Genomic DNA, 19901 nt, shown 5'->3' with positions numbered 1-19901 from the left:
ATGCCGGGGATTGGGGGCGCTATGGGCGCGCCGTCCGCGCCCTGACATGGGTGCGGACATGGCCGAGGAAGGCCTGGGCGGCGGGTGAGAGCGAGTGCCCCGCCCGCCAGACCAGGCCGATCAGCCGGGTGGCGCCGAAATCGGGGATCGGGCGCAGCACCAGATCTTTCGTGTGCAGCACCGGCAGGGTCAGCCGGGGCAGGGCGGTGATGCCCAGCCCTTCGGCCACCAGCGCGCCGGCGGTCGCCAGATGCGCGACGTCGAAACGCGGCGCCAGGACCCGGCCCTGGCGCATGCAGGCGCCGTTGATCAGCTCCCGCACGCTGGTGCCTTCGGCCATGGCGATGAAGGGCATGTCGATCAGCTCGGCCCAGGCATAGGGCCGATCTTCCGCCAGCGGCCCGTCGGCGGTGCCGACCGCCAGAAAATCATCGTCGAGCAGCGGATGAAAGGACAGCCGGCTGCGGGTGGAGACCGTACCGGCGGTGAAGCCGATATCGGCGAGCCCCGCCTCCACCGCTTCGATCACGCTGCCCGAAAGCGCGTCGATGATCCGCAGGTCGAGCCCGGGATGGGCGGCGGAGAAGGTTTTCAACAGGCCCGGCAGCAGGCCGGCGGTGACCGATGGCAGGCCGGCAATGGTCAGCCGCCCGCGCCGCGCGGCCAGATGCGCCTCGACCTCGGCCATGCCGTCGAGCGCCAGATTGACCATCCGTTCGGCCACGTTCACCACCACCGCGCCGGCCGCGGTGGTGGTGAGGTTGCGGGTGTCGCGATCGAACAGCCGGGCCCCCAGCTTCGCCTCCAGCGCGCCGATCTGGCGCGAGAGGGCCGAGGGCGACAGGCCGATGCTCTCGGCCGCGCCGCGGAACGACCCGCTGCGATGGACCGCCAGCACCGCCTGGAAATCGTCGAAGTCCGGAATGTTGCATGCCATGCATCAATTATCGCTGGAAATGCACTTTTTGCAACAGTGACCGATTGCGATAGTGAAACCAGCGCTCCGGATGCACAGGGGCGGACAGGGAGGACAAGATGAAGACCATGTTGCTCTGCACCGTCGCCGGTGCAGCGATGCTTGGCAGTGCCGCCATGATCGGTGGTGCAGCGCCTGCGGCCGCCGCGGAGACCGACCTGCTGATCGGCTCCACCTCTGCCTCATCCAGCCATTACGGCTATTTCGTCGCCGTGGGCCAGCTGGTGAACGAGAAGGTGCCGGGGGTGAAGGCCTCGGTGGTCGAGACCGGCGCCACCATGGACAATATCCGCCGCATGGCCCGCGGGCAGATCGATCTGGGCCTGGTTACCACCAATGTCGCCCAGCATGCGGTGGCGGGCACCAACGCCTTTGCCGACAAGAAGCAGGATCTGGAACTGCTCTGGGTCTATACCGGCGCGCCGCAGAATGTGATCGTGCGCAGCGATGCGGGCGTCGAGCAGCTGGCCGGGCTTAAGGGCGTGCGCTTCAACCCCGGCATCAAGGGCTCTGCGACCGAGTCGACCACCGAAGCGGTGTTCCGCACCCTGGGGCTGAGTGCCGATTACGTGCGCGGCTCCACCACCGACATGGTCGATGCGATCAAGGACAACCGCATCGCCGGCTATGTGAAATCGGGCGCCGGGCAGAAGCTCGACGCCTCGACCATGGACATTGCGACCTTCACCGATATCCGGGTGCTGGGGCTGACGCCCGAACAGGCCGACACGCTGCGTGCGAAGATGCCCGACATCTCGGTGGTCGATATCCCGGCCGGCGCGGCCGAGGGGCTGCCCGCCTATACGACCTGGAGCTTCGGCGTGGGGGTGGGCGCCACCAGCGCCCTGCCGGATGATGTGGCCTATCGGATGGTCGATGCGGTGATGACGGATCGCACGGTGCAGGCCAATGCGCTGGCCGATCTGGCGGGGGCGGATCTCGCCCGGATGACGCTCACCTACGGCACGGTGCCGCTGCATCCGGGTGCTGCGCGCTGGTTCACCGAACACGGCATCGATCTGCCCGAGCGGCTGAAGCCCGTGCGTTGACCCCATGACCATGACCCGCCTTCGCAAGGGGATGGCGCTCGCGGTCGGCGCCTTCATCTTCTATACCGCGGCCGCAGGCGCCTTCGAGGGGCTGATCCAGCGGGCCTGTTTCCTGGCCCTGGTCACGGTGCTGGGCCTGCTGCTGCACCCGCTCGGCGAAGGCCGGTCGTGGCGGCCGCTCGGGGCGGTGGTGGACCTTGCCCTTGCGGCGGTCACCATCGCCGCCTGCGGCTATGTGGTCGTGAACTACGACGAGATCATGACCACGCTGCCCTGGGCCACGACGCTCGACATGATCCTGACCGCGGGGCTGGTGCTGGCGGTGCTGGAACTGGGGCGGCGCACGGTCGGCATCATCTTTCCGGCGCTGGTGGCGCTGGGCCTCGCCTATGCGCTGGGCGGCCATCTTCTGCCCGGGGCGCTGGGCCATCGCGGCTTCGACCTCGCCTTCGTCACCGAGACCATCTTCCTGGGCGATCTGGGCATCTGGGGCATGCTGACCGGGGTTGCCGCCACGGTGATCGCAGCCTTCGTTCTGTTCGGCGCGCTGCTGCTGCACACCGGCGGCGGCCAGGCCTTCATGGATGTCGCCATCCGCCTGGGCGGCCGCCAGCCGGGCGGGGCGGCCAAGATCGCGACCATCGCCAGCGGCCTGTTCGGCATGATTTCGGGATCGGCCGTCGCCAATGTCGCGACCACCGGCAATTTCACCATCCCGATGATGATCCGGCTGGGCTATCCGCGGGCCTTTGCGGCGGCGGTAGAGGCGGTGGCATCGACCGGCGGCCAGATCGCGCCGCCGATCATGGGGGCGGCGGCCTTCGTGATGGCCGAAATCCTGGGCGTCTCTTATGTCACCATCATCGTGGCGGCGGTGCTGCCGGCGGTGCTGTTCTATGTCTCGGTCTTCGTGACCGTGCATTTCGTCGCCCTGCGCCGCGGCCTGGCGGTGGTGCCAGAGGCGGACATGCCGGCCTGGCGCGACATTCTGGCGCTCAGGCGGGTGGCGCCGATCCTGGCGGCGCTGGCCGGGCTGGCGCTGGGCATCCTGCTCGGCCGCTCGGCCTCCACCTCGGCCTTTTATGGCGTTGTCGGCCTGTTGGCCGCCTTCATCGCCACCAGCCTGGGCCGGGTTCCGGCGCGGGAGATGGCGGCACGGGTGCTGGACGGTCTGGCCGATGCCGGGCGCGGGCTGGTGATCATCGGCGTGCTGCTGGCGGGTGCCCAGGTGCTGGTGTCGATGATCAACCTGACCGGTATCGGGGTGACGCTGTCCTCGCTGATCGTCACGCTGGCGGGCAGTTCGGTGGTCGCCATCGCCCTGATCGTGGCCTTCGTCTGCCTGATCATGGGCATGGGCCTGCCGACCACGGCGGCCTATGTGCTGGTCGCCGCCGTGCTGGCCCCGGCGATGACCGCGGCCGGGATCGACCCGCTGGCGGCGCATCTCTTCGTGTTCTATTTCGCCACCATCTCGGTGATCACGCCGCCGGTCTGCGTGGCGGTGTTCGTGGGATCGGGCATTGCCGGCACCAACTGGCTGCCGGCCGCCGGAGAGGCGGTGCGGCTGGGGGCGGTGACCTATGTCGTGCCCTTCCTGCTGCTGCTCTATCCCGGCATGACCATGACCGGCGGCCTGCTCGCCATCCTGGATGCCATGGCGGCGGGGCTCGCTTTGGTCATTGCGGTGCCGGCGCTGCTGACGGGGGTGCGGTTCACCGGGCGGCGCGGGCTCGATCTGGTGCTGCTGCCCACGGCGATCGCGCTCGCCATCTGGCCGCATCCGGTGTCTCCGTTCCTCGCCTTCGCCCTGCTGATCGCCGGCAGACAGGCCGGGCGCCTGCACAGAAAGGCGGCGATATGAAATCCTTGCGCATCGGCACCGGCGCGGGGTTCGCCGGCGACCGGATCGAACCGGCCGTGGAGCTGGCGGCCAAGGGCGATCTCGACTATCTGGTCTTCGAATGCCTGGCGGAGCGGACCATTGCGCTTGCCCAGGAGGCGCGGCTTGCCGATCCCGAAGCCGGCTTCGACCCGATGCTGGCGCGACGCATGCAGGCGGTGCTGCCGATTGCGGCTGCCAGGGGCACGAAGATCGTCACCAATATGGGGGCCGCCAATCCGCTTGCGGCGGCGCGGCTGGTCCGGCGGCTGGCGGGGCAGATGGGGCTTGACCGGCTGAGGGTCGCGGCCATCACCGGGGATGACGTGCTGGACCGGATCGGGCCGCTGCGGCTCGACGAGACCGGCGCCCCCGCGGCGGCGCTGGGGGGCGATCTGGTCTCGGCCAATGCCTATATCGGCGCGGCGCCGATCGCCGAGGCACTGGACCGGGGCGCCGATATCGTGATCTGCGGCCGGGCGTCGGACCCGGCCCTGTTCCTGGGGCCGCTGGTCCATGCCTTCGGCTGGGCGATGGACGACTGGGACCGGCTTGGCCGCGGCACGCTGGTCGGCCATCTGCTGGAATGCTCGGCCCAGATCACCGGCGGCTATTTCGCCGATCCCGGGCGCAAGGACGTGCCCGATCTGGCCCGGATCGGCTTTCCGCTGGCCGAGGTGACGGAGAACGGCGATGCCGTGATCACCAAAGTGGCCGGCAGCGGCGGCCGGGTCTCGCGCGCGTCCTGCATCGAGCAGCTACTCTACGAAATCCATGATCCGGCCTGCTATCTGCAGCCCGATGTGGTGGCGGATTTCTCGGGCGTCACCCTGAACGAGACCGGGCCCGACCGGGTGGAGGTCCGGGGCGGGCAGGGGCGTCCGGCCACCGGCAGCCTGAAGGTCTCGGTCGGCTATCGCGACGGCTGGATCGGCGAGGGCCAGATTTCCTATGCCGGCCCCGGCTGCGTCGCCCGTGGCCGGCTGGCGATCGATCTGGTGCGGCAGCGCCTTGCCGAGGCGGGGCCCCGGGTGCTGGAAACGCGGGGGGAGCTGATCGGCCTGGATGCTATTGCGCCCGGCGTGACCCTGCCGGATGTGCCGGAGCCGTGCGAGGTGCGGATGCGGTTCGCGGCGCGCTGCACCAGCGCCGAAGATGCCCGGCGGGTGGGGGAGGAGGTGGAAAGCCTCTATCTCTGCGGCCCGGCGGGCGGCGGCGGGGTGGCCCGGCAGCTGCGCCAGGTGATCGCCATGGCATCGACCCTGATCCCGGCCGATCAGGTCGCCACCCGGGTGGACATGGTGGAGGACGCATGAAGCTGCACGAGATCGCGCATGCCCGCACGGGCGACAAGGGCGATGTGTCCAACATCTCGGTCATCGCCTTCCGGCCCGAGGACTGGCCGCTGATCCGGCGGGAGGTGACGGCCGAGCGCGTCGCCGCCTGGTTCGGGCCGATGGTGACGGGCGAGGTGCGGCGCTATGAACTGCCCCAGCTTCAGGCTCTGAATTTCGTGCTGGCCGGCGCCCTGGCCGGCGGGGTTACCCGGTCGCTCGCCCTCGATGCCCATGGCAAATGCCTGGGCCCGGTGCTGCTGGGGCTGGAGATCGCCGACCACTGACACCCCGGCCAACCACCCCCCGGGAGGTCCGGCGCGGACCTCCCGGGGGGTGGGTTTTTGCCGCAGATCCTGCTTGCAATCCGGTCCCGGCCCCTCTAGGAGAGATATGTTATAACATTCTGAGAAACGTCAAACGGGGTTGTCATGATCGAAACCGCGCGCCGGACGGTGCTGCTTTGCACCACCGCCCTGGGGTCGCTCTTCGGTGCGGTCACCGCAGCCGGGGCCGAAGAGGCCACGGTGCTGCCGAACCTGGTGGTGGGGGCGGCCAGCCCCATCGCACGCGAAGGCACGCCCGATGACGGCCTGCCGGGGCTGTCGCCGGTGACCACCGGCGGCTTCATCGCCACCACCATCGTCGATCGCGACCAGCTGGACCTGTCCCGCGGCCAGACGCTGGGCGATGTGCTGGACGGCGAGCCGGGCCTCACCTCCAGCGGCTTTGCCCCTGGTGCCAGCCGGCCGGTGATCCGCGGCCTGGACAACGAGCGGGTGCGGATCCAGGAGAACGGCATCGGCGCCCATGACGTCTCGGCGCTGGGTGAAGACCACGGCGTGCCGATCGACCCGATGTCGGCCGAGCGGGTGGAGGTGATCCGCGGGCCCGGCACGCTGCGCTGGGGATCGACGGCCATCGGCGGCGTGGTCGATGTGTCGAACGACCGCATCCCGGTCGACATCGCCCCCGGCATCACCCGCGGCCGCATTCAGGCCGGCGCCGGATCGATCGGCGGCAGGGTCGATGGCGGGGCATCGGTGACGACCCGCAGCGGATCGGTGGCGCTGCATGCCGATGCCTTCGCGCGCAAATCCAACGATTACGACACCCCCGACGGCGCCCAGCCCAATAGCGGGGTGGAAGCCGACGGCCAGTCGATCGGGGCCACGGTGTTTTTCGAGCAGGGCCATATCGGCACCTCGCTGACCCGCTATGGCAGCGTCTACGAGATCCCGGGCGGCGAGGAGGCCGAGCTTCAGACCCGGATCGACATGGAGCAGATCAAGTGGCGGGCGCTCGGCGAATACCGGCCGGACAGCGGCTTCCTGAAAGCCGTGCGTGGCCAGGTCGGCCTGTCGCGCTATGACCATGACGAGATCGCCCTGCCGCATGAGCACGAGCATGGCGACGACCACGATCATGACCATGATCACGACCACGATGATGATCACGATCACGACCATGACCACGATCACGATCACGACGAGGCCGAAGGGCTGGGCGTCCATGGCAGCTATGCCAGCCGCGACCACGAGGCCCGGATCGAGGCCGAGCATGTGCAGATCGATACCGGCCTCGGCGCCTTGAACGGTGCCTTCGGCCTGCAGCTCAACCATCAGAAACTGTCCGCCACCGGCGAGGCGGGGGAGCTGCTGCTGCCGGCCGAGACCACGGCGGTGGCGGGCTTCGTGTTCGAAGAACTGCAGCTGGACGGCGGGCTGAGGCTTCAGGCCGCCGGCCGCCTGGAACAGGTGCGGGTCAAGGGCACCGGCGCCGATTTCCCGGCCGATCTGCTGCCCGGCGCCGACGAGCCGGCCCTGCGCGACCATGACCTCGACTTCCTGGCCGGCAGTGCCAGCCTGGGCGCGCTGCAGGAGCTGGGCGGCGGCATCGTCGCGCGGGCGACGGCGCAATATGTCGAGCGGGCGCCCACCGCGACCGAGCTGTTCTCCAAGGGCTCGCATCATGCCTCGGGCACTTTCGAGATCGGCGATCCTGATCTCGACAAGGAACGGGCAACCACCTTCGAGATCGGCATCGGCCGGGCGACCGGCGGGGTCCGCTTCGATGCCTCGGCCTTCTATACCCGCTTCGACGGCTTCATCTACAAGCGGTTGACGGGGGTGACCTGCGACGAGGATTTCGCCTCCTGCGGGGGCAGTGACGGCGAGTTCGACCAGGTGGCCTATGACCAGCGCGACGCCGTGTTCTATGGCGCCGAGCTGAAGGGGCAGCTGGATGTGGCGCCGCTGGCCGGCGGCATGCTGGGCCTGGATGGGCGTTTCGACAGTGTGCGCGCCGAATTCAGCGGCGGCGACAACGTGCCGCGCCTGCCGCCCGAGCGCCTGGGCGCCGGTATCTGGTGGGCCGATGATGCCTGGTGGGCGCGGGTGGGCGTGCTGCACGCCTTCGATCAGACCCGCACCGGGCTCAACGAGACCGAAACCGACGGCTATGATCTGGTCGATGCCGAGATCACCTGGACCACCGCCTTCACCAGCGGCGGCGTGCCGACCTTCGTTACCTTCGGGGTGAAGGGCACCAACCTGCTGGACGAGGACATCCGCAACGCGGTGTCGTTCAAGAAGGACGAGGTCCTGGCCCCGGGCCGCGCCGTGCGGGCCTTTGCGGTGCTGCGCTTCTGAACCCGGTTCGACATCGAGGCGAAAAGACAACGGCGGCGGAGGGCAACCTCCGCCGCCGTTGTCTTGTGAGGCTGTCTGGTGGTCAGAGCAGGAAGGCGTCTGCGGTGAAATCGGCCACGGGCAGGGCGACTTCGATGATGAAGTTGCTGACACCGTCACCGTCGCTGTCGATGGCGACCGCGGTGTAACCGGCATTGGCCGAGGCCGCGATGCGCACCTCGCCGGCCGTCCCGCTATAGGCGCCGGTGCCGATATAGGTCAGCCCTTCGCGCACCGTGGTCGACGGATCGATGTCGAGGGTGGAGAGATCGATCCGGTCGCCGGCCGCGATATCGAGATCCATGATCCGGTCACGAGTGGTGGTGCCGATGCTGCTGTCCGACAGTGCCTGGAACACGAAACGGTCGGCACCATCGCCGCCGGTCATGACATCGATCCCGGCATTGCCGATCAGCACGTCGTCACCGGCCCCGCCCAGCAGGGTATCGTTGCCGCTGCCACCGTCGATCACGTCATTGCCGTCCCGCCCTTCGATCTGATTGGAGGTGCCATCGCCAAAGAGTTCGTCGCTGAATGCAGAGCCAATCAGGTTCTCGATGGACTTCAGCTGGTCGCCATCAGCGGATAGGACAACAACAACGTCAGGCGAAAAGGGCACCGGCCCGAGGCTGACGATGACGCCGGCCGTATGGTCGGCATAGCTGACGGTGTCGATGCCGTCGCCGCCATCGAGGATGTCGGCGCCGCCGCCACCGCTGAGCACGTCGTCGCCCAGCCCGCCCTGCAACTCGTCATCCCCGGCGCCGCCGGTGATGTCGTCGCCGCCGGCGCCGCCGATCAGCAGGTTGTTTCCGGCATCGCCGATGATCGTGTCGTTGCCGCTGCCGCCGATGACGCCTTCGATTGAGATCAGCACGTCATTGCCGCTGCTGGTGCCCTGGGCCAGATCGAAGGTGGCGTTGGTGGTGGTGATGCTCCAGTCGCCGATGTCGAAGCCGTCGCCGCCATCCATGTGGTCGGCGCCGGCCCCGCCGGCCAGAACGTCGTCGCCCGCGCCGCCGCTGAGCGTGTCGGCGCCGTCGCCGCCTTCCAGGCGGTTGTTCTGGTCGTCGCCGGTGAGGGTGTCGTTGCCCTGGCCGCCGATGAGATTTTCGATGCCGCTCAACACGTCGTTCTGACTGTTCTCGCCGGTGGCGAGATTGGCGGTGATGTCGCTGCCCCAGGTGCCGGCATAGCTGGCGGTATCGATCCCGGCGCCGCCGGTCAGGATGTCGGCGCCGTTGCCGCCGCGGAGCAGATCGTCGCCGTCACCGCCGATCAGCGTGTCGTTGCCGTCGCCGCCGGCCAGCACGTCATCCCCGGCGCCGCCGGTGAGGGTGTTGGTGAACTGGTCGCCGCTCAGGGTGTCGTCGAAGGCGGAGCCGGTGAGGTTCTCGATCGAGATCAGCGTGTCGCCCTCGGAATTCTCCCCGCCGATATCGATGGTGACGCCGATCGCGCTGTCGGCATAGCTGGCGGTATCACTGCCGGCCCCGCCATCCAGCGTATCGGCGCCGCCGCGGCCGTTGAGGATGTCGTTGCCGGCATTGCCGCGGAGGATGTTGACGCCGGCATCGCCCGACAGGACGTCGGCGCCGTCATATCCTTCCAGGTTCTCGATCGAGATCAGCGTGTCGTTGCGGTCGTTTTCGCCGGTGGCGAGGTCGACGGTCACGTCCATCTCGACATAACGCAGCGTGTCGTTGCCGTCGCCGCCGTCGATCAGGTCGGTGCCACCTGCATCGCCCAGCAGATCGTCGCCGTCGCCACCGAGCATGATGTCGTCACCGCTGAGGCCGGCGAGGGTGTCGTCGCCGCCGCGGCCTTCCAGATGATCATTGCCGGTATTCATGGACTGGTAGAGAAAATGATCCATAAAAAAGTCGTCGTCATCGCCACCGATCATCCGGTCATCGGCAATGCTGCCGACGAAGTATTCAACCGAGTTATAGCTGTCTCCAACCGCGAGGGTGCCGAGATAGATACCAGTCGACAAGTCGATGTCGACGCCTTCCGTAATGCTGGTGTCACTCATGGAGCCGAACACGACAGTATCGGAACCGGCACCGCCATCGACCACATCGGCACCTGCCGAGGCATAGAAGATATCGTTGCCCGCTCCAGCGTTGAAAACAGTGCCACCCGCGCCGTGGACGACGTCGTTATAGGCACTGCCGATGACCTTCTCGATGCCGGAGATGGTGTCGATTGTAGCGCCTGGACTGATGCCGACGGTATTGTTGCCGTATCCCGCTTGCCCGGCGATGAGGTCCACGAACATACCTGCCGCTGCATTCTGGAGCGACAGCGTATCGAATCCGTCGCCACCATCGATGACGTTTGCGCCATCAGACCCGGTGAGGACATCGTCGAAGGCAGAACCGGTGACGTTCTCGATCGAGATCAGCGTATCCGTACCCTGACCGGTCGCCGTGCCGGCGCCGAGGTTCACGGTCACAGCCGCTGCGGCGGCGGCATAGCTGACGGTGTCGGTGCCGTCGCCGCCGTCGAGGGTGTTGTTGCCGGCGGTGCCGCCAATCGTGTCATCGAAGGCCGAGCCGACCACATTTTCGATCGAGATCAGGGTATCGCCGTCGGACGCCGTTCCCTGGGCCAGATCGACGGTGACGCCCTGGGTGTGCTCGGCATAGCTGGCGGTGTCGATACCGTCGCCACCATCCAGCGTATCAGCGCCGCCGCGGCCGTTGAGGATGTCGTTGCCGCCCTGGCCGGTCAGGATATTGACGCCCCCATCACCGAGGAGTGTGTCGTTCAGGCCGGCGCCATTCAGATTTTCGATCGAGATCAGCGTGTCACCATCGCCGGTCGTGCCCGCTGCCAGGTCCGCGACCATGGCGAAGTCCGGGTCTCCGGACCAGAGCGTGTCATTGCCATCGCCGCCGTCCACAATATCCACACCGCGATAACCGCTCAGGATGTCGTCGCCATCCCGGCCGTAGATGACATCATCGCCGTCCCAGCCGACCAGCATGTCGTCCCCGGATGTGCCGGCCAGTTCGTCGTCTGCAAGGCTGCCGAACGCGATTTCGACCGAGACGTATTGGTCGCCTTCTGCCAGACCACCCAGGCCGGTTCCAGCTGCAAGATCGACCTTTACCGCTTCGGTGCTGTCTCGGAACAGAACGGCGTCTCTGCCGTCGCCGCCGTCGAAGATATCGATACCAGCCCCTGCCACCAGGCCATCGTCGCCGCCGCCGCCGATGAAGACGGCGCCATCGGATGAACTCATCATTGTGTCGTTGAACTGACCGCCGATGACACGCTCGATGCCCTCAACCTGATCGATGTCAGTGGTGGCATAATCGTTCGTGTACCCTACACGGTAGCCCGCCAGTCCATTCACCATGTCGAAGATGACGCCGGACGTCGCGTCTGCGTAATTCAGCGTATCCAACCCGTCCCCGCCATCAATGACGTCGGCACCGTCGCTGCGGAAGATGGTGTCGTCACCCGCGCCACCCTCGATGACATTGACGCCATCGCCACCGGTGAGCGTGTCGTCAAACGCCGAACCGGTGACGTTCTCGATCGAGATCAGCGTATCCGTACCCTGACCGGTCGCCGTGCCGGCGCCGAGGTCGACGGTCACGGCTGCTGCGGCGGCGGCATAGCTGACGGTATCGGTGCCGTCGCCGCCGTTGAGGGTGTTGTCGCCGGCGGTGCCGCCGAGCGTGTCGTCGAAGGCCGAGCCGACGACATTTTCGATCGAGATCAGGGTATCGCCGTCGGACGCCGTTCCCTGGGCCAGATCGACGGTGACGCCCTGGGTGTGATCGGCATAGCTGGCGGTGTCGATACCGTCGCCACCGTCCAGCGTATCGGCGCCGCCGCGGCCGTTGAGGATGTCGTTGCCGCCTTCGCCGCGGAGGATGTTGACGCCGGCATCGCCCGAGAAGATATCGGCGCCGCTATATCCCCTGAGATTCTCGATCGAGATCAGCGTGTCGTTCTGGTTGTTGTCGCCTGTCGCCAGATCGACGACGGCATTCATCGTGTTGTAGTAGGCCGTGTCGTTGCCGTCGCCGCCGTCGAGCAGATCGGCGCCGGTGGTGTCCCAAAGCAGGTCGTCGCCGTCGCCACCGAGCATGACATCGTCACCGCTGAGACCGCGGAGATCGTCGTCGCCGCCACGCCCTTCCAGATGATCGTTGCCGGTGTTCATCACACCCGAGAGGAAGTGATCCTGGAGAATATCATTGCCATCGCCACCGATCATCCGGTCGTCGGCGATGGTGCCGGCAAAGCGCTCGATCGAGGTATAGCTGTCGCCAGCTGCCAGAGCACCGAGGAAGGTGCCGGTCGAGAGATCGATATCGACGCCTTCCGTAATGCTCAGATCGGTCATGGAGCCGAAAACGACGGTATCGCCATCCGCACCACCATCGACCGTATCAATGCCTGTGGAGGCAAAATAGAGGTCGTAACCGTCGCCGCCTTCGAACGTCGTATCGCCGGAGGCGACGACCGTATCCCAATTTGTGCTGCCCACCACCTTTTCGATGCCGGAGATCGTGTCGATCGTCGCGCCTGTGGTGAAACCGCGATAGTCACCATAGCCAGCCTGCCCGGCAACAAGATCGACCAGGACGCCTGCCGCGGCATTCTGAAGAGACAGCGTATCGAAGCCGTCGCCACCATCGATGGCGTTTGCGCCATCAGACCCGGTGAGGACGTCGTCGAAGGCCGAACCGGCGACGTTCTCGATCGAGATCAGCGTATCCGTACCCTGACCGGTCGCCGTGCCGGCGCCGAGATTGACGGTCACAGCCGCTGCGGCGGTGGCATAGCTGACGGTATCGGTGCCGTCGCTGCCGTCGAGGGTGTTGTCGCCGGCATCGCCGGCCAGCGTGTCGTCGAAATCGGTGCCGATCAGGTTCTCGATCGAGGTCAGCGTATCCTGTTCGGTGCCGATGGTTGCGGTGCCGGTGGTGAGGTCGGCGACCACGGCGGCTGCGGCGCCGGCATAGCTGGCGGTGTCGATGCCGTCGCCGCCGTCGAGCAGGTCGTTGCCGGCGCCGCCGGCCAGGCTGTCGTCGCCCAGGCCGCCAGCGAGGCCGTTGTCGCCGGCATCGCCGGTCAGGATGTCGTTGCCGCTGCCGCCGATCAGGTTCTCGATCGAGGTCAGGGTATCGCCGACGCTGTTGGTGCCGCCCAGCGTGACGGTGAGGTCGGCGGTGAAGGCCTGGTAGCTGACGGTGTCGGTGCCGGTGTGGCCGTCGATGAGACTGGCGCCGGCGCCGCTGACGATGAGGTCGTCACCCTGGCCGCCGATCGCGTTTTCGATATCGATCAGCTGGTCGCCCTCGCTGCTGCTGCCCGCGGCCAGGTCGATGGTGAGACCGGTGGTCTGTTCGATATAGCTGGCGGTGTCGCTGCCGGCACCGCCTTCCAGGCGGTCGGCGCCGTTGCCGCCGCGCAGCAGGTCGTCTCCGGCGCCGCCGCGCAGGATGTCGTCGCCATCGGCGCCGGCCAGACGGTCGTCGCCGTCGCCGCCCTCGAAGATGTTGGCGATGCTGGTGCCGTTCAGGACGTCGTCGCCACTGCCGCCGATCAGACCTTCGATCGAGGAGAAGAGGTCTTCATTGCCTTGGGTCTCGCCCAGATTGACCGTAACGCCGGTGGTGCGGTCTTCATAGCTGGCGGTGTCGAAACCGTCGCCGCCGATCAGGGCATCCTGGCCCAGCCCGCCGATCAACCGGTCGTCGCCTGTGCTGCCGCTCAAACGGTTCTCGCCGTCGGTGCCGATGATCACATCGTCGAAGGCCGTGCCGGTGGCGTTCTCGATCGAGATCAGCTGGTCCTGGTCCGAGGTGGTGCCGCCGGCCAGATCGATGGTCATGAAGCCCTGTGCATCGGTCGCCACGAAGGTGTCGATACCGTCGCCGCCGTCGATCCGGTCGGCGCCCGCACCGCCATAAAGGACGTCGTCGCCGAGTCCGCCCCGAAGGTCGTCGTCGCCGTCGTAGCCGGCAAGAACGTTGGCTGCCTCATCGCCGGTGATGACATCGTCGAAGCCGCTGCCGTAGACGTTTTCGATCGAGCTGTAGCTGTCGCCGGTCGCCGTGCCCGCCGTGCCGCTGCCTGTGGCGAGCTCGACCGCGATGCCGGTGGTGGCGGCGCGGTAGGAAACCCCGTCGATGCCCGCGCCGCCGATGAAGGTCTCGCTGCCGGCGGCATCGATCAGCAGGTCGTTACCATCGCCGCCGTCGAGCCGGGCACCGTCGATGGCCAGGATGACGTCGTTCTGCGCGCTGCCGATCACCGCCTCGACATTGGAGAGCTGATCGATCGGCGCGCCGGCGGTGAAGCCGGCGAAATTGCCGGCACCGGCCTGGCCGGTGGTGAGGTCGATGCGCATATCGGCCGAGGCGGCGGCATAGCTGACCGTGTCGAAGCCCGCACCGCCGTCGATGACATTGACGCCGGCCGTGCCGCTGAGCGTATCGTCGAAGGCCGAGCCGGTGACGTTTTCGATCGAGATCAGCGTATCGGCGCCGTCGCCGGAGGCTTCGCCCGCCTCCAGATCCACGGTCACGGCGCCTGTGGCATCGGCATAGCTGACGGTGTCGGTGCCGGCGCCGCCGTCGAGGATGTTGTCGCCGGCGTTGCCGCCGAGCGTATCGTCGAAGGCCGAGCCGGTGACGTTTTCGATGGCGATCAGCGTGTCGGTGCCGTCGCCGGTTGCCGTGCCTGCGGCCAGGCTGACCGAGACAGCCGCGGCCGCCGCGGCATAGCTGACGGTGTCGATGCCGTCGCCACCATCCAGGGTGTTGGCGCCGGCATCGCCGGCAAGCGTGTCGTCGAAGGCGGAACCGATGAGGTTCTCGATCCCGGTCAGGCTGTCGGTGCCGTCGGCACCGGTGACGGTACCCGTGCCGAGATCCGCCGTGACGGCGCCGGTTGCGCCAGCGTAGCTGACGGTGTCGATGCCGTCGCCGCCGTCGAGGACGTTGTTCCCGGCATCGCCGCTGAGCATGTCGTCGAAGGCCGAGCCGATGACGTTTTCGATCGCGATCAGCGTGTCGGTGCCGTCGCCGGTTGCGGCCCCCGCGGCCAGATCGACCGTCACCGCGGTGGCGGCTGTGGCATAGCTGACCGTGTCGAGGCCCTGACCGCCGTTGAGGATGTTGTTGCCGGCCGTTCCGCCGAGCGTGTCGTCGAAGGCCGAGCCGGTGACGTTTTCGATCGAGGTCAGCATGTCGGCGCCGTCGCCGGTTGCGATCCCGGCGGCCAGATCGACCGTCACCGCGGTGGCGGCCGCGGCATAGCTGACCGTGTCGGTGCCGTCGCCGCCCTCCAGCCGGTTCGCACCGCCATCGCCGGCCAGCAGGTCGTCGAAATCGGAGCCGATGACGTTTTCGATCGCGGTCAGGCTGTCGGTTCCGCCGCTGCCGTCATCCGCGCTGCCGGCGGCGAGGTCGACCGAGACCGCCGCTGCGGCGGTGGCATAGCTGACGGTGTCGATACCGTCGCCGCCGTCGATGCTGTCGTCTCCCAGGCCGCCGGTGAAGGCGTTGTCGTCGGCATCGCCGGTCAGGCTGTCGTCGAAATCGGAGCCGACCAGGTTTTCGATCGCGATCAGCGTATCCTGGTCGGTGCCGATGGTGGCGGTGCCGGTCGAGAGGTTCGCGGTCACGGCCGCGGCGGCTGCGGCATAGCTGGCGGTGTCGATGCCGTCGCCGCCGTCGAGCGTGTCATCGCCCGCACCGCCGGCCAGCAGGTCGTTGCCGCCCAGACCGCGGATGACATTGGCCCCGGCCGAGCCGGTGAGGATGTCGTCATAGGCGGTGCCGGTCAGGTTCTCGATCGAGATCAGCGTGTCGCCGTCGGAATTGGCGCCGGTCGTGAGATCGACCTCGACGCCGCTGTCGCGGCCGTCATAGCTGACCGTGTCGATGCCGTCGCCACCATCGATGACGTTTGCGCCATCCGACCCGGTGAGGATGTCGTCGAAGGCCGAGCCGGTGACGTTCTCGATCGAGATCAGCGTATCCGCGCCCTCACCGGTCGCCGTGCCGGCGCCGAGGTTCACGGTCACACCCGCTGCGGCGGTGGCATAGCTGACGGTGTCGGTGCCGTCGCCGCCGTCGATGCTATCGTCTCCCAGGCCGCCGGTGAAGGCGTTGTCGCCGGCATCGCCGGTCAGGCTGTCGTCGAAATCGGAGCCGACCAGGTTTTCGATCGCGATCAGCGTGTCCTGGTCGGTGCCGCTGGTGGCGGTGCCGGTTGAAAGGTTCGCGGTCACGGCTGCGGCGGCTGCGGCATAGCTGGCGGTGTCGATACCGTCGCCGCCGTCGAGCGTGTCGTCGCCCGCGCCGCCGGCCAGCAGGTCGTTGCCGCCCAGACCGCGGATGACATTGGCCCCGGCCGAGCCGGTGAGGATGTCGTCATAGGCGGTGCCGGTCAGGTTCTCGATCGAGATCAGCGTGTCGCCGTCGGAATTGGCGCCGGTCGTGAGATCGACCTCGACGCCGCTGTCGCGGCCGTCATAGCTGACCGTGTCGAGCCCATCGCCGCCATCGAGGGTATCGGCGCCCGCACCGCCGTTCAGCGTGTCGTCGCCGGCGCCGCCGGCCAGGCTGTTGTCCCGGTCATCGCCGGTCAGGCTGTCATTGCCGCTGCCGGCGATGACGGCCTCGATGTCGATCAGCGTATCACCATCCGGCCCGGTGCCATCGGCGAGGTCGATGGTGAGATCGCCGGTCTCGCCGCTGTAATCGACCGTATCGATGCCCGCGCCGCCGTCGAGGGTGTCGGCGCCGGCGCCGCCCGCCAGGATGTCGTCGCCATCGCCGCCTTCAAGCCGGTTGTCCCCGGCATCGCCGGTGAGGGTGTCGTTGCCGCCGCCGCCGCGCACGCCCTCGATCGAGATGAATGTGTCGCTGTCCGGATTGGCTCCGGTGGCGAGGTTCACCACGACCGGGCCGGTGCGATCGGCATAGTCGGCCAGGTCGATGCCGTCGCCGCCGTCCAGGGTGTCGCGGCCGAGCCCGCCCTGAAGCAGGTCGTCGCCGGCACCGCCGGTCAGGCGGTTGTTGCCGGTATTGCCGATCAGCAGATCGTCATGGGCGCTGCCGGTGAGGTTTTCGATGCCGACAAGCACGTCGCCGACCGCTTCGTCATCAGCGGCCGTGCCGATGCCACCCGACACCAGGCTGACGGAAACGCCCGCGGCCGCATCGGCATAGCTGGCGGTGTCGGATCCGGAACCTCCTTCCAGCCGGTCGGCGCCGCGGCCGCCCATGAGGGTGTCGGAGCCGGCGCCGCCGCGGAGAACGTCGTCGCCATCACGGCCCTCAACGGTGTCATTGCCGCTACCGCCGTCGATGGTGTCGGACTGATTGCTGCCGGCGATGATGTCTGCGTGATAGGAGCCGATGATCGCTTCGATGCCCGAGTACTGGTCACCCGCCGCGTCTCCGCCCGATCCACCGGAGATCAGGTCGACATGTACGCCGCTGGTCGCCCCGCCGTAGTCTGCCGTGTCAAAACCACCGCCACCTTCGAGACTGTCGGCGCCAGCGCCACCTGCGAGAAGGTCATCGCCGTCGCCACCGGCCAGCTCGTCATCGCCATCGCCCCCGTCGAGGGTGTCGTCGCCATCCCGGCCTTCGAGCCTGTTGTCGCCCGCATCGCCGATGAGCGTATCGGCGCCCGACCCGCCGATGACGCCCTCGATCCCGGTCAGCAGATCGCCATCCGGGTTCTCGCCATCCAGTTCGACGGTCAGATCATCGCTGCGGTCGGCATAGCTGACCATGTCGAAACCGTCGCCGCCCGCCAGCTCGTCCGCGCCAAAGCCGCCGTCGAGGATGTCGTCGCCGGCGCCGCCGATCAGGATGTCGTCAGTGTCGCTGCCGGTCAGGCGGTCATTGCCGGCACTGCCTTCCAGGCCCTCGATCGAGATCAGGGTGTCGCCGTCGGGAACGGTACCGCCGAGCGTGGCTTCGATCCCCCCGGTGCGGTCGGCATAGCTGGCGATGTCGAGACCCGCCCCGCCATCGAGCGTGTCGGCACCGAGGCCGCCGCGGAGCACATCGTTGCCGTCGCCGCCCGCAAGCGTGTTGACGCCGTCATCGCCGATCAGCGTGTCGTTGCCGCTGCCGCCGGTGAGGTTCTCGATACCGGTCAGGCTGTCGCCACCCGTGGCGGTGCCCTGGGTGAGGTCGGCGGTGATGTCGGTGGTGCTGTCGGCATAGCTGGCGGTGTCGGTGCCGTCCCCGCCGATGAGGGTATCGGCGCCCAGGCCGCCGCGCAGAAGGTCGTCCCCCGCGCCGCCCGTGAGGACGTTGTCGCCGTCATCGCCGCCGAGCTGGTCGTCGCCGCTGCCGCCGGTCAGGTTTTCGATGCTGCTGAAGCTGTCACCGTCGGAGGCCGTGCCGGTTGCGAGATCGGCAATGACGGTAGTGGTCCGCTCGGCGTAATCGGCGGTATCGGTACCGTCGCCGCCCGCGAGCATGTCGGCACCCAGGCCGCCGCGCAGCAGGTCGTCGCCGTCGCCGCCTGAGAGCGTGTTGGCGCCGTCATCGCCGGTCAGGCTGTCGTCGCCGCTGCCGCCGGTCAGGTTTTCGATGCTGCTGAAGCTGTCGCCGTCGGGGGCCGTACCGGTCGCGAGGTTGGCGACAACGGTGGTGGTGCGCTCGCCGTAATCGGCGGTATCGGTACCGTCGCCGCCCGCGAGCGTATCGGCACCCAGACCGCCGCGCAGCACGTCGTCGCCGTCGCCGCCCGAAAGCGTGTTGACGCCGTCATCGCCGGTCAGGACATCGTTGCCGCCGCCACCGGTCAGGTTTTCGATGCCGATGAAGACGTCATCGTCGGTGTTGAGACCGGTCGCGAGATCCGCCGTGACCGAGGTGGTGCGACCGGCATAGCTGGCGGTATCGAGACCGTCGCCGCCGTCGAGCGTATCGGCGCCGAGGCCGCCGCGCAGCAGGTCGTCGCCGGCGCCGCCTGAGAGCGTGTTGACGCCGTCATCGCCGCCGAGCACGTCGTCATGGGCGGAGCCTTCCAGGTTTTCGATGCCGACCAGCACATCGCCTTCGGCATCGCCCCCCGCACCGATGACGGCATCGGCGACGATGACCGTCGCGCCGCCGGCAAAGCCGGCCCAGCTTCCCTCGATCGCCTGGCGGTTGGCCAGATCGACCGTCACCCCCGCTGCCGAGCCGGCGTAAGAGGCCGTGTCGGCATCCTCGGCAGGGTCGTAGAGATCGGTGGTGTCGGCGGGCAGGGCCAGCTCGCCGCCGACGATCAGATCCGCGCCGGCGCCGCCGGTGAGGGTATCGTTGCCCAGACCGCCTTCAAGGAAATCCGCCCCGGCGCCGGCATCGATGATGTCGTCGCCTTCGCCGCCGAGGATGCTGTCGTCACCCTGGTCGCCGTAGACGGTGTCGTTGCCGTCTCCGGCCTCGATCATGTCGGCGCCGTCGCCGCCATGGATCATGTCCTGGCCGGCGCCTCCTTCGATCTCGTCGTCCCCGCCGTCGCCGTAGACGGTGTCGTTGCCGTCTCCGGCGCTGATGGCATCGGCGCCTTCGCCGCCGTAAATCGTATCGTCCCCGGCTTCCCCATCGATGTCGTCGGCGCCGTCGCCGCCGTAAATCGTATCGTCCCCGGCTTCCCCGAGGAGGCGATCATCGCCTGTACCACCATCTATGATGTCGTTACCCGCACGGCCCCTGAGCGTGTCGTCGCCACCCAGGCCCAGAAGGGTGTCGTCGCCGGACGTGCCGTTGATGATGTTGTTCGCATCGGTACCGGTGTAGGTCGCCATGCCGCCGTTCCCTCGCCTGCGGGGCACATGATGCGGGCATGTTGATGTGTGTCTGGATGGTCAGTCAACTAAAAGGAAAGATGGAAATTTTACGTTAATACCAATGGTGTTAAAAATGCGCTGACAGATCAAACAGGTGATCATGTCATGGTTAACGAGAGTTTAATGAACTT

7 protein-coding genes are annotated in these 19901 nt (G+C 67.7%); 5 read left to right on the top strand and 2 right to left on the bottom strand.

Annotated features, from left to right (window positions below; all coding sequences use genetic code 11):
• Window positions 1-19: 19 nt before the first annotated feature.
• Window positions 20-937 (bottom strand): LysR family transcriptional regulator, encoded by a 918-nt coding sequence (locus WI697_RS07250; RefSeq protein WP_345957979.1) that lies wholly within the window; start codon window positions 935-937, stop codon window positions 20-22.
• Between the two features lie 98 nt (window positions 938-1035).
• Here WI697_RS07250 and WI697_RS07245 point away from each other — a divergent pair, with 98 nt between their 5' ends.
• The 5 genes from WI697_RS07245 (at window position 1036) to WI697_RS07225 (ending at window position 7892) form a co-directional block, all read left to right on the top strand.
• On the top strand, window positions 1036-2025 hold the full coding sequence (locus WI697_RS07245) for a TAXI family TRAP transporter solute-binding subunit (protein ID WP_062765529.1): 990 nt from the start codon (window positions 1036-1038) through the stop codon (window positions 2023-2025).
• Window positions 2026-2029: 4 nt separating this feature from the next.
• Entirely contained in the window at window positions 2030-3889 is a 1860-nt protein-coding gene (locus WI697_RS07240) for a TRAP transporter permease (protein WP_345957977.1), read from the top strand.
• Complete coding sequence (locus WI697_RS07235) at window positions 3886-5223, top strand: acyclic terpene utilization AtuA family protein (protein ID WP_345957976.1); 1338 nt, start codon at window positions 3886-3888, stop codon at window positions 5221-5223. The genes WI697_RS07240 and WI697_RS07235 overlap by 4 nt, the downstream gene beginning before the upstream one ends.
• Window positions 5220-5528, top strand: coding sequence for an AtuA-related protein (locus WI697_RS07230; protein ID WP_345957975.1), 309 nt, complete (start codon window positions 5220-5222; stop codon window positions 5526-5528). The genes WI697_RS07235 and WI697_RS07230 overlap by 4 nt, the downstream gene beginning before the upstream one ends.
• A 144-nt stretch (window positions 5529-5672) precedes the next feature.
• The gene (locus WI697_RS07225; protein WP_345957974.1) at window positions 5673-7892 is read left to right on the top strand and encodes a TonB-dependent receptor; all 2220 of its coding nucleotides are present in this window, start codon (window positions 5673-5675) and stop codon (window positions 7890-7892) included.
• An 82-nt stretch (window positions 7893-7974) separates the two neighbouring features.
• Here WI697_RS07225 and WI697_RS07220 read toward each other — a convergent pair whose 3' ends face one another.
• Window positions 7975-19728, bottom strand: a complete 11754-nt coding sequence (locus tag WI697_RS07220; RefSeq protein WP_345957973.1) for a M10 family metallopeptidase C-terminal domain-containing protein — start codon at window positions 19726-19728, stop codon at window positions 7975-7977.
• Window positions 19729-19901: the final 173 nt, after the last annotated feature.

Origin of the sequence: Tistrella mobilis (assembly GCF_039634785.1) — a bacterium.
GTDB classification, from domain to species: domain Bacteria; phylum Pseudomonadota; class Alphaproteobacteria; order Tistrellales; family Tistrellaceae; genus Tistrella; species Tistrella mobilis.
This window is presented reverse-complemented; position numbering and strand designations above follow the sequence as displayed.

Excerpts from the sequence above, each read along its gene's own strand:
- WI697_RS07250 (WP_345957979.1), bottom strand. The coding sequence starts at position 937 with ATGGCATGCAACATTCCGGACTTCGACGATTTCCAGGCGGTGCTGGCG.
- WI697_RS07240 (WP_345957977.1), top strand. The coding sequence starts at position 2,030 with ATGACCATGACCCGCCTTCGCAAGGGGATGGCGCTCGCGGTCGGCGCC.
- WI697_RS07220 (WP_345957973.1), bottom strand. The coding sequence starts at position 19,728 with ATGGCGACCTACACCGGTACCGATGCGAACAACATCATCAACGGCACG.
- WI697_RS07245 (WP_062765529.1), top strand. The coding sequence starts at position 1,036 with ATGAAGACCATGTTGCTCTGCACCGTCGCCGGTGCAGCGATGCTTGGC.
- WI697_RS07235 (WP_345957976.1), top strand. The coding sequence starts at position 3,886 with ATGAAATCCTTGCGCATCGGCACCGGCGCGGGGTTCGCCGGCGACCGG.
- WI697_RS07225 (WP_345957974.1), top strand. The coding sequence starts at position 5,673 with ATGATCGAAACCGCGCGCCGGACGGTGCTGCTTTGCACCACCGCCCTG.
- WI697_RS07230 (WP_345957975.1), top strand. The coding sequence starts at position 5,220 with ATGAAGCTGCACGAGATCGCGCATGCCCGCACGGGCGACAAGGGCGAT.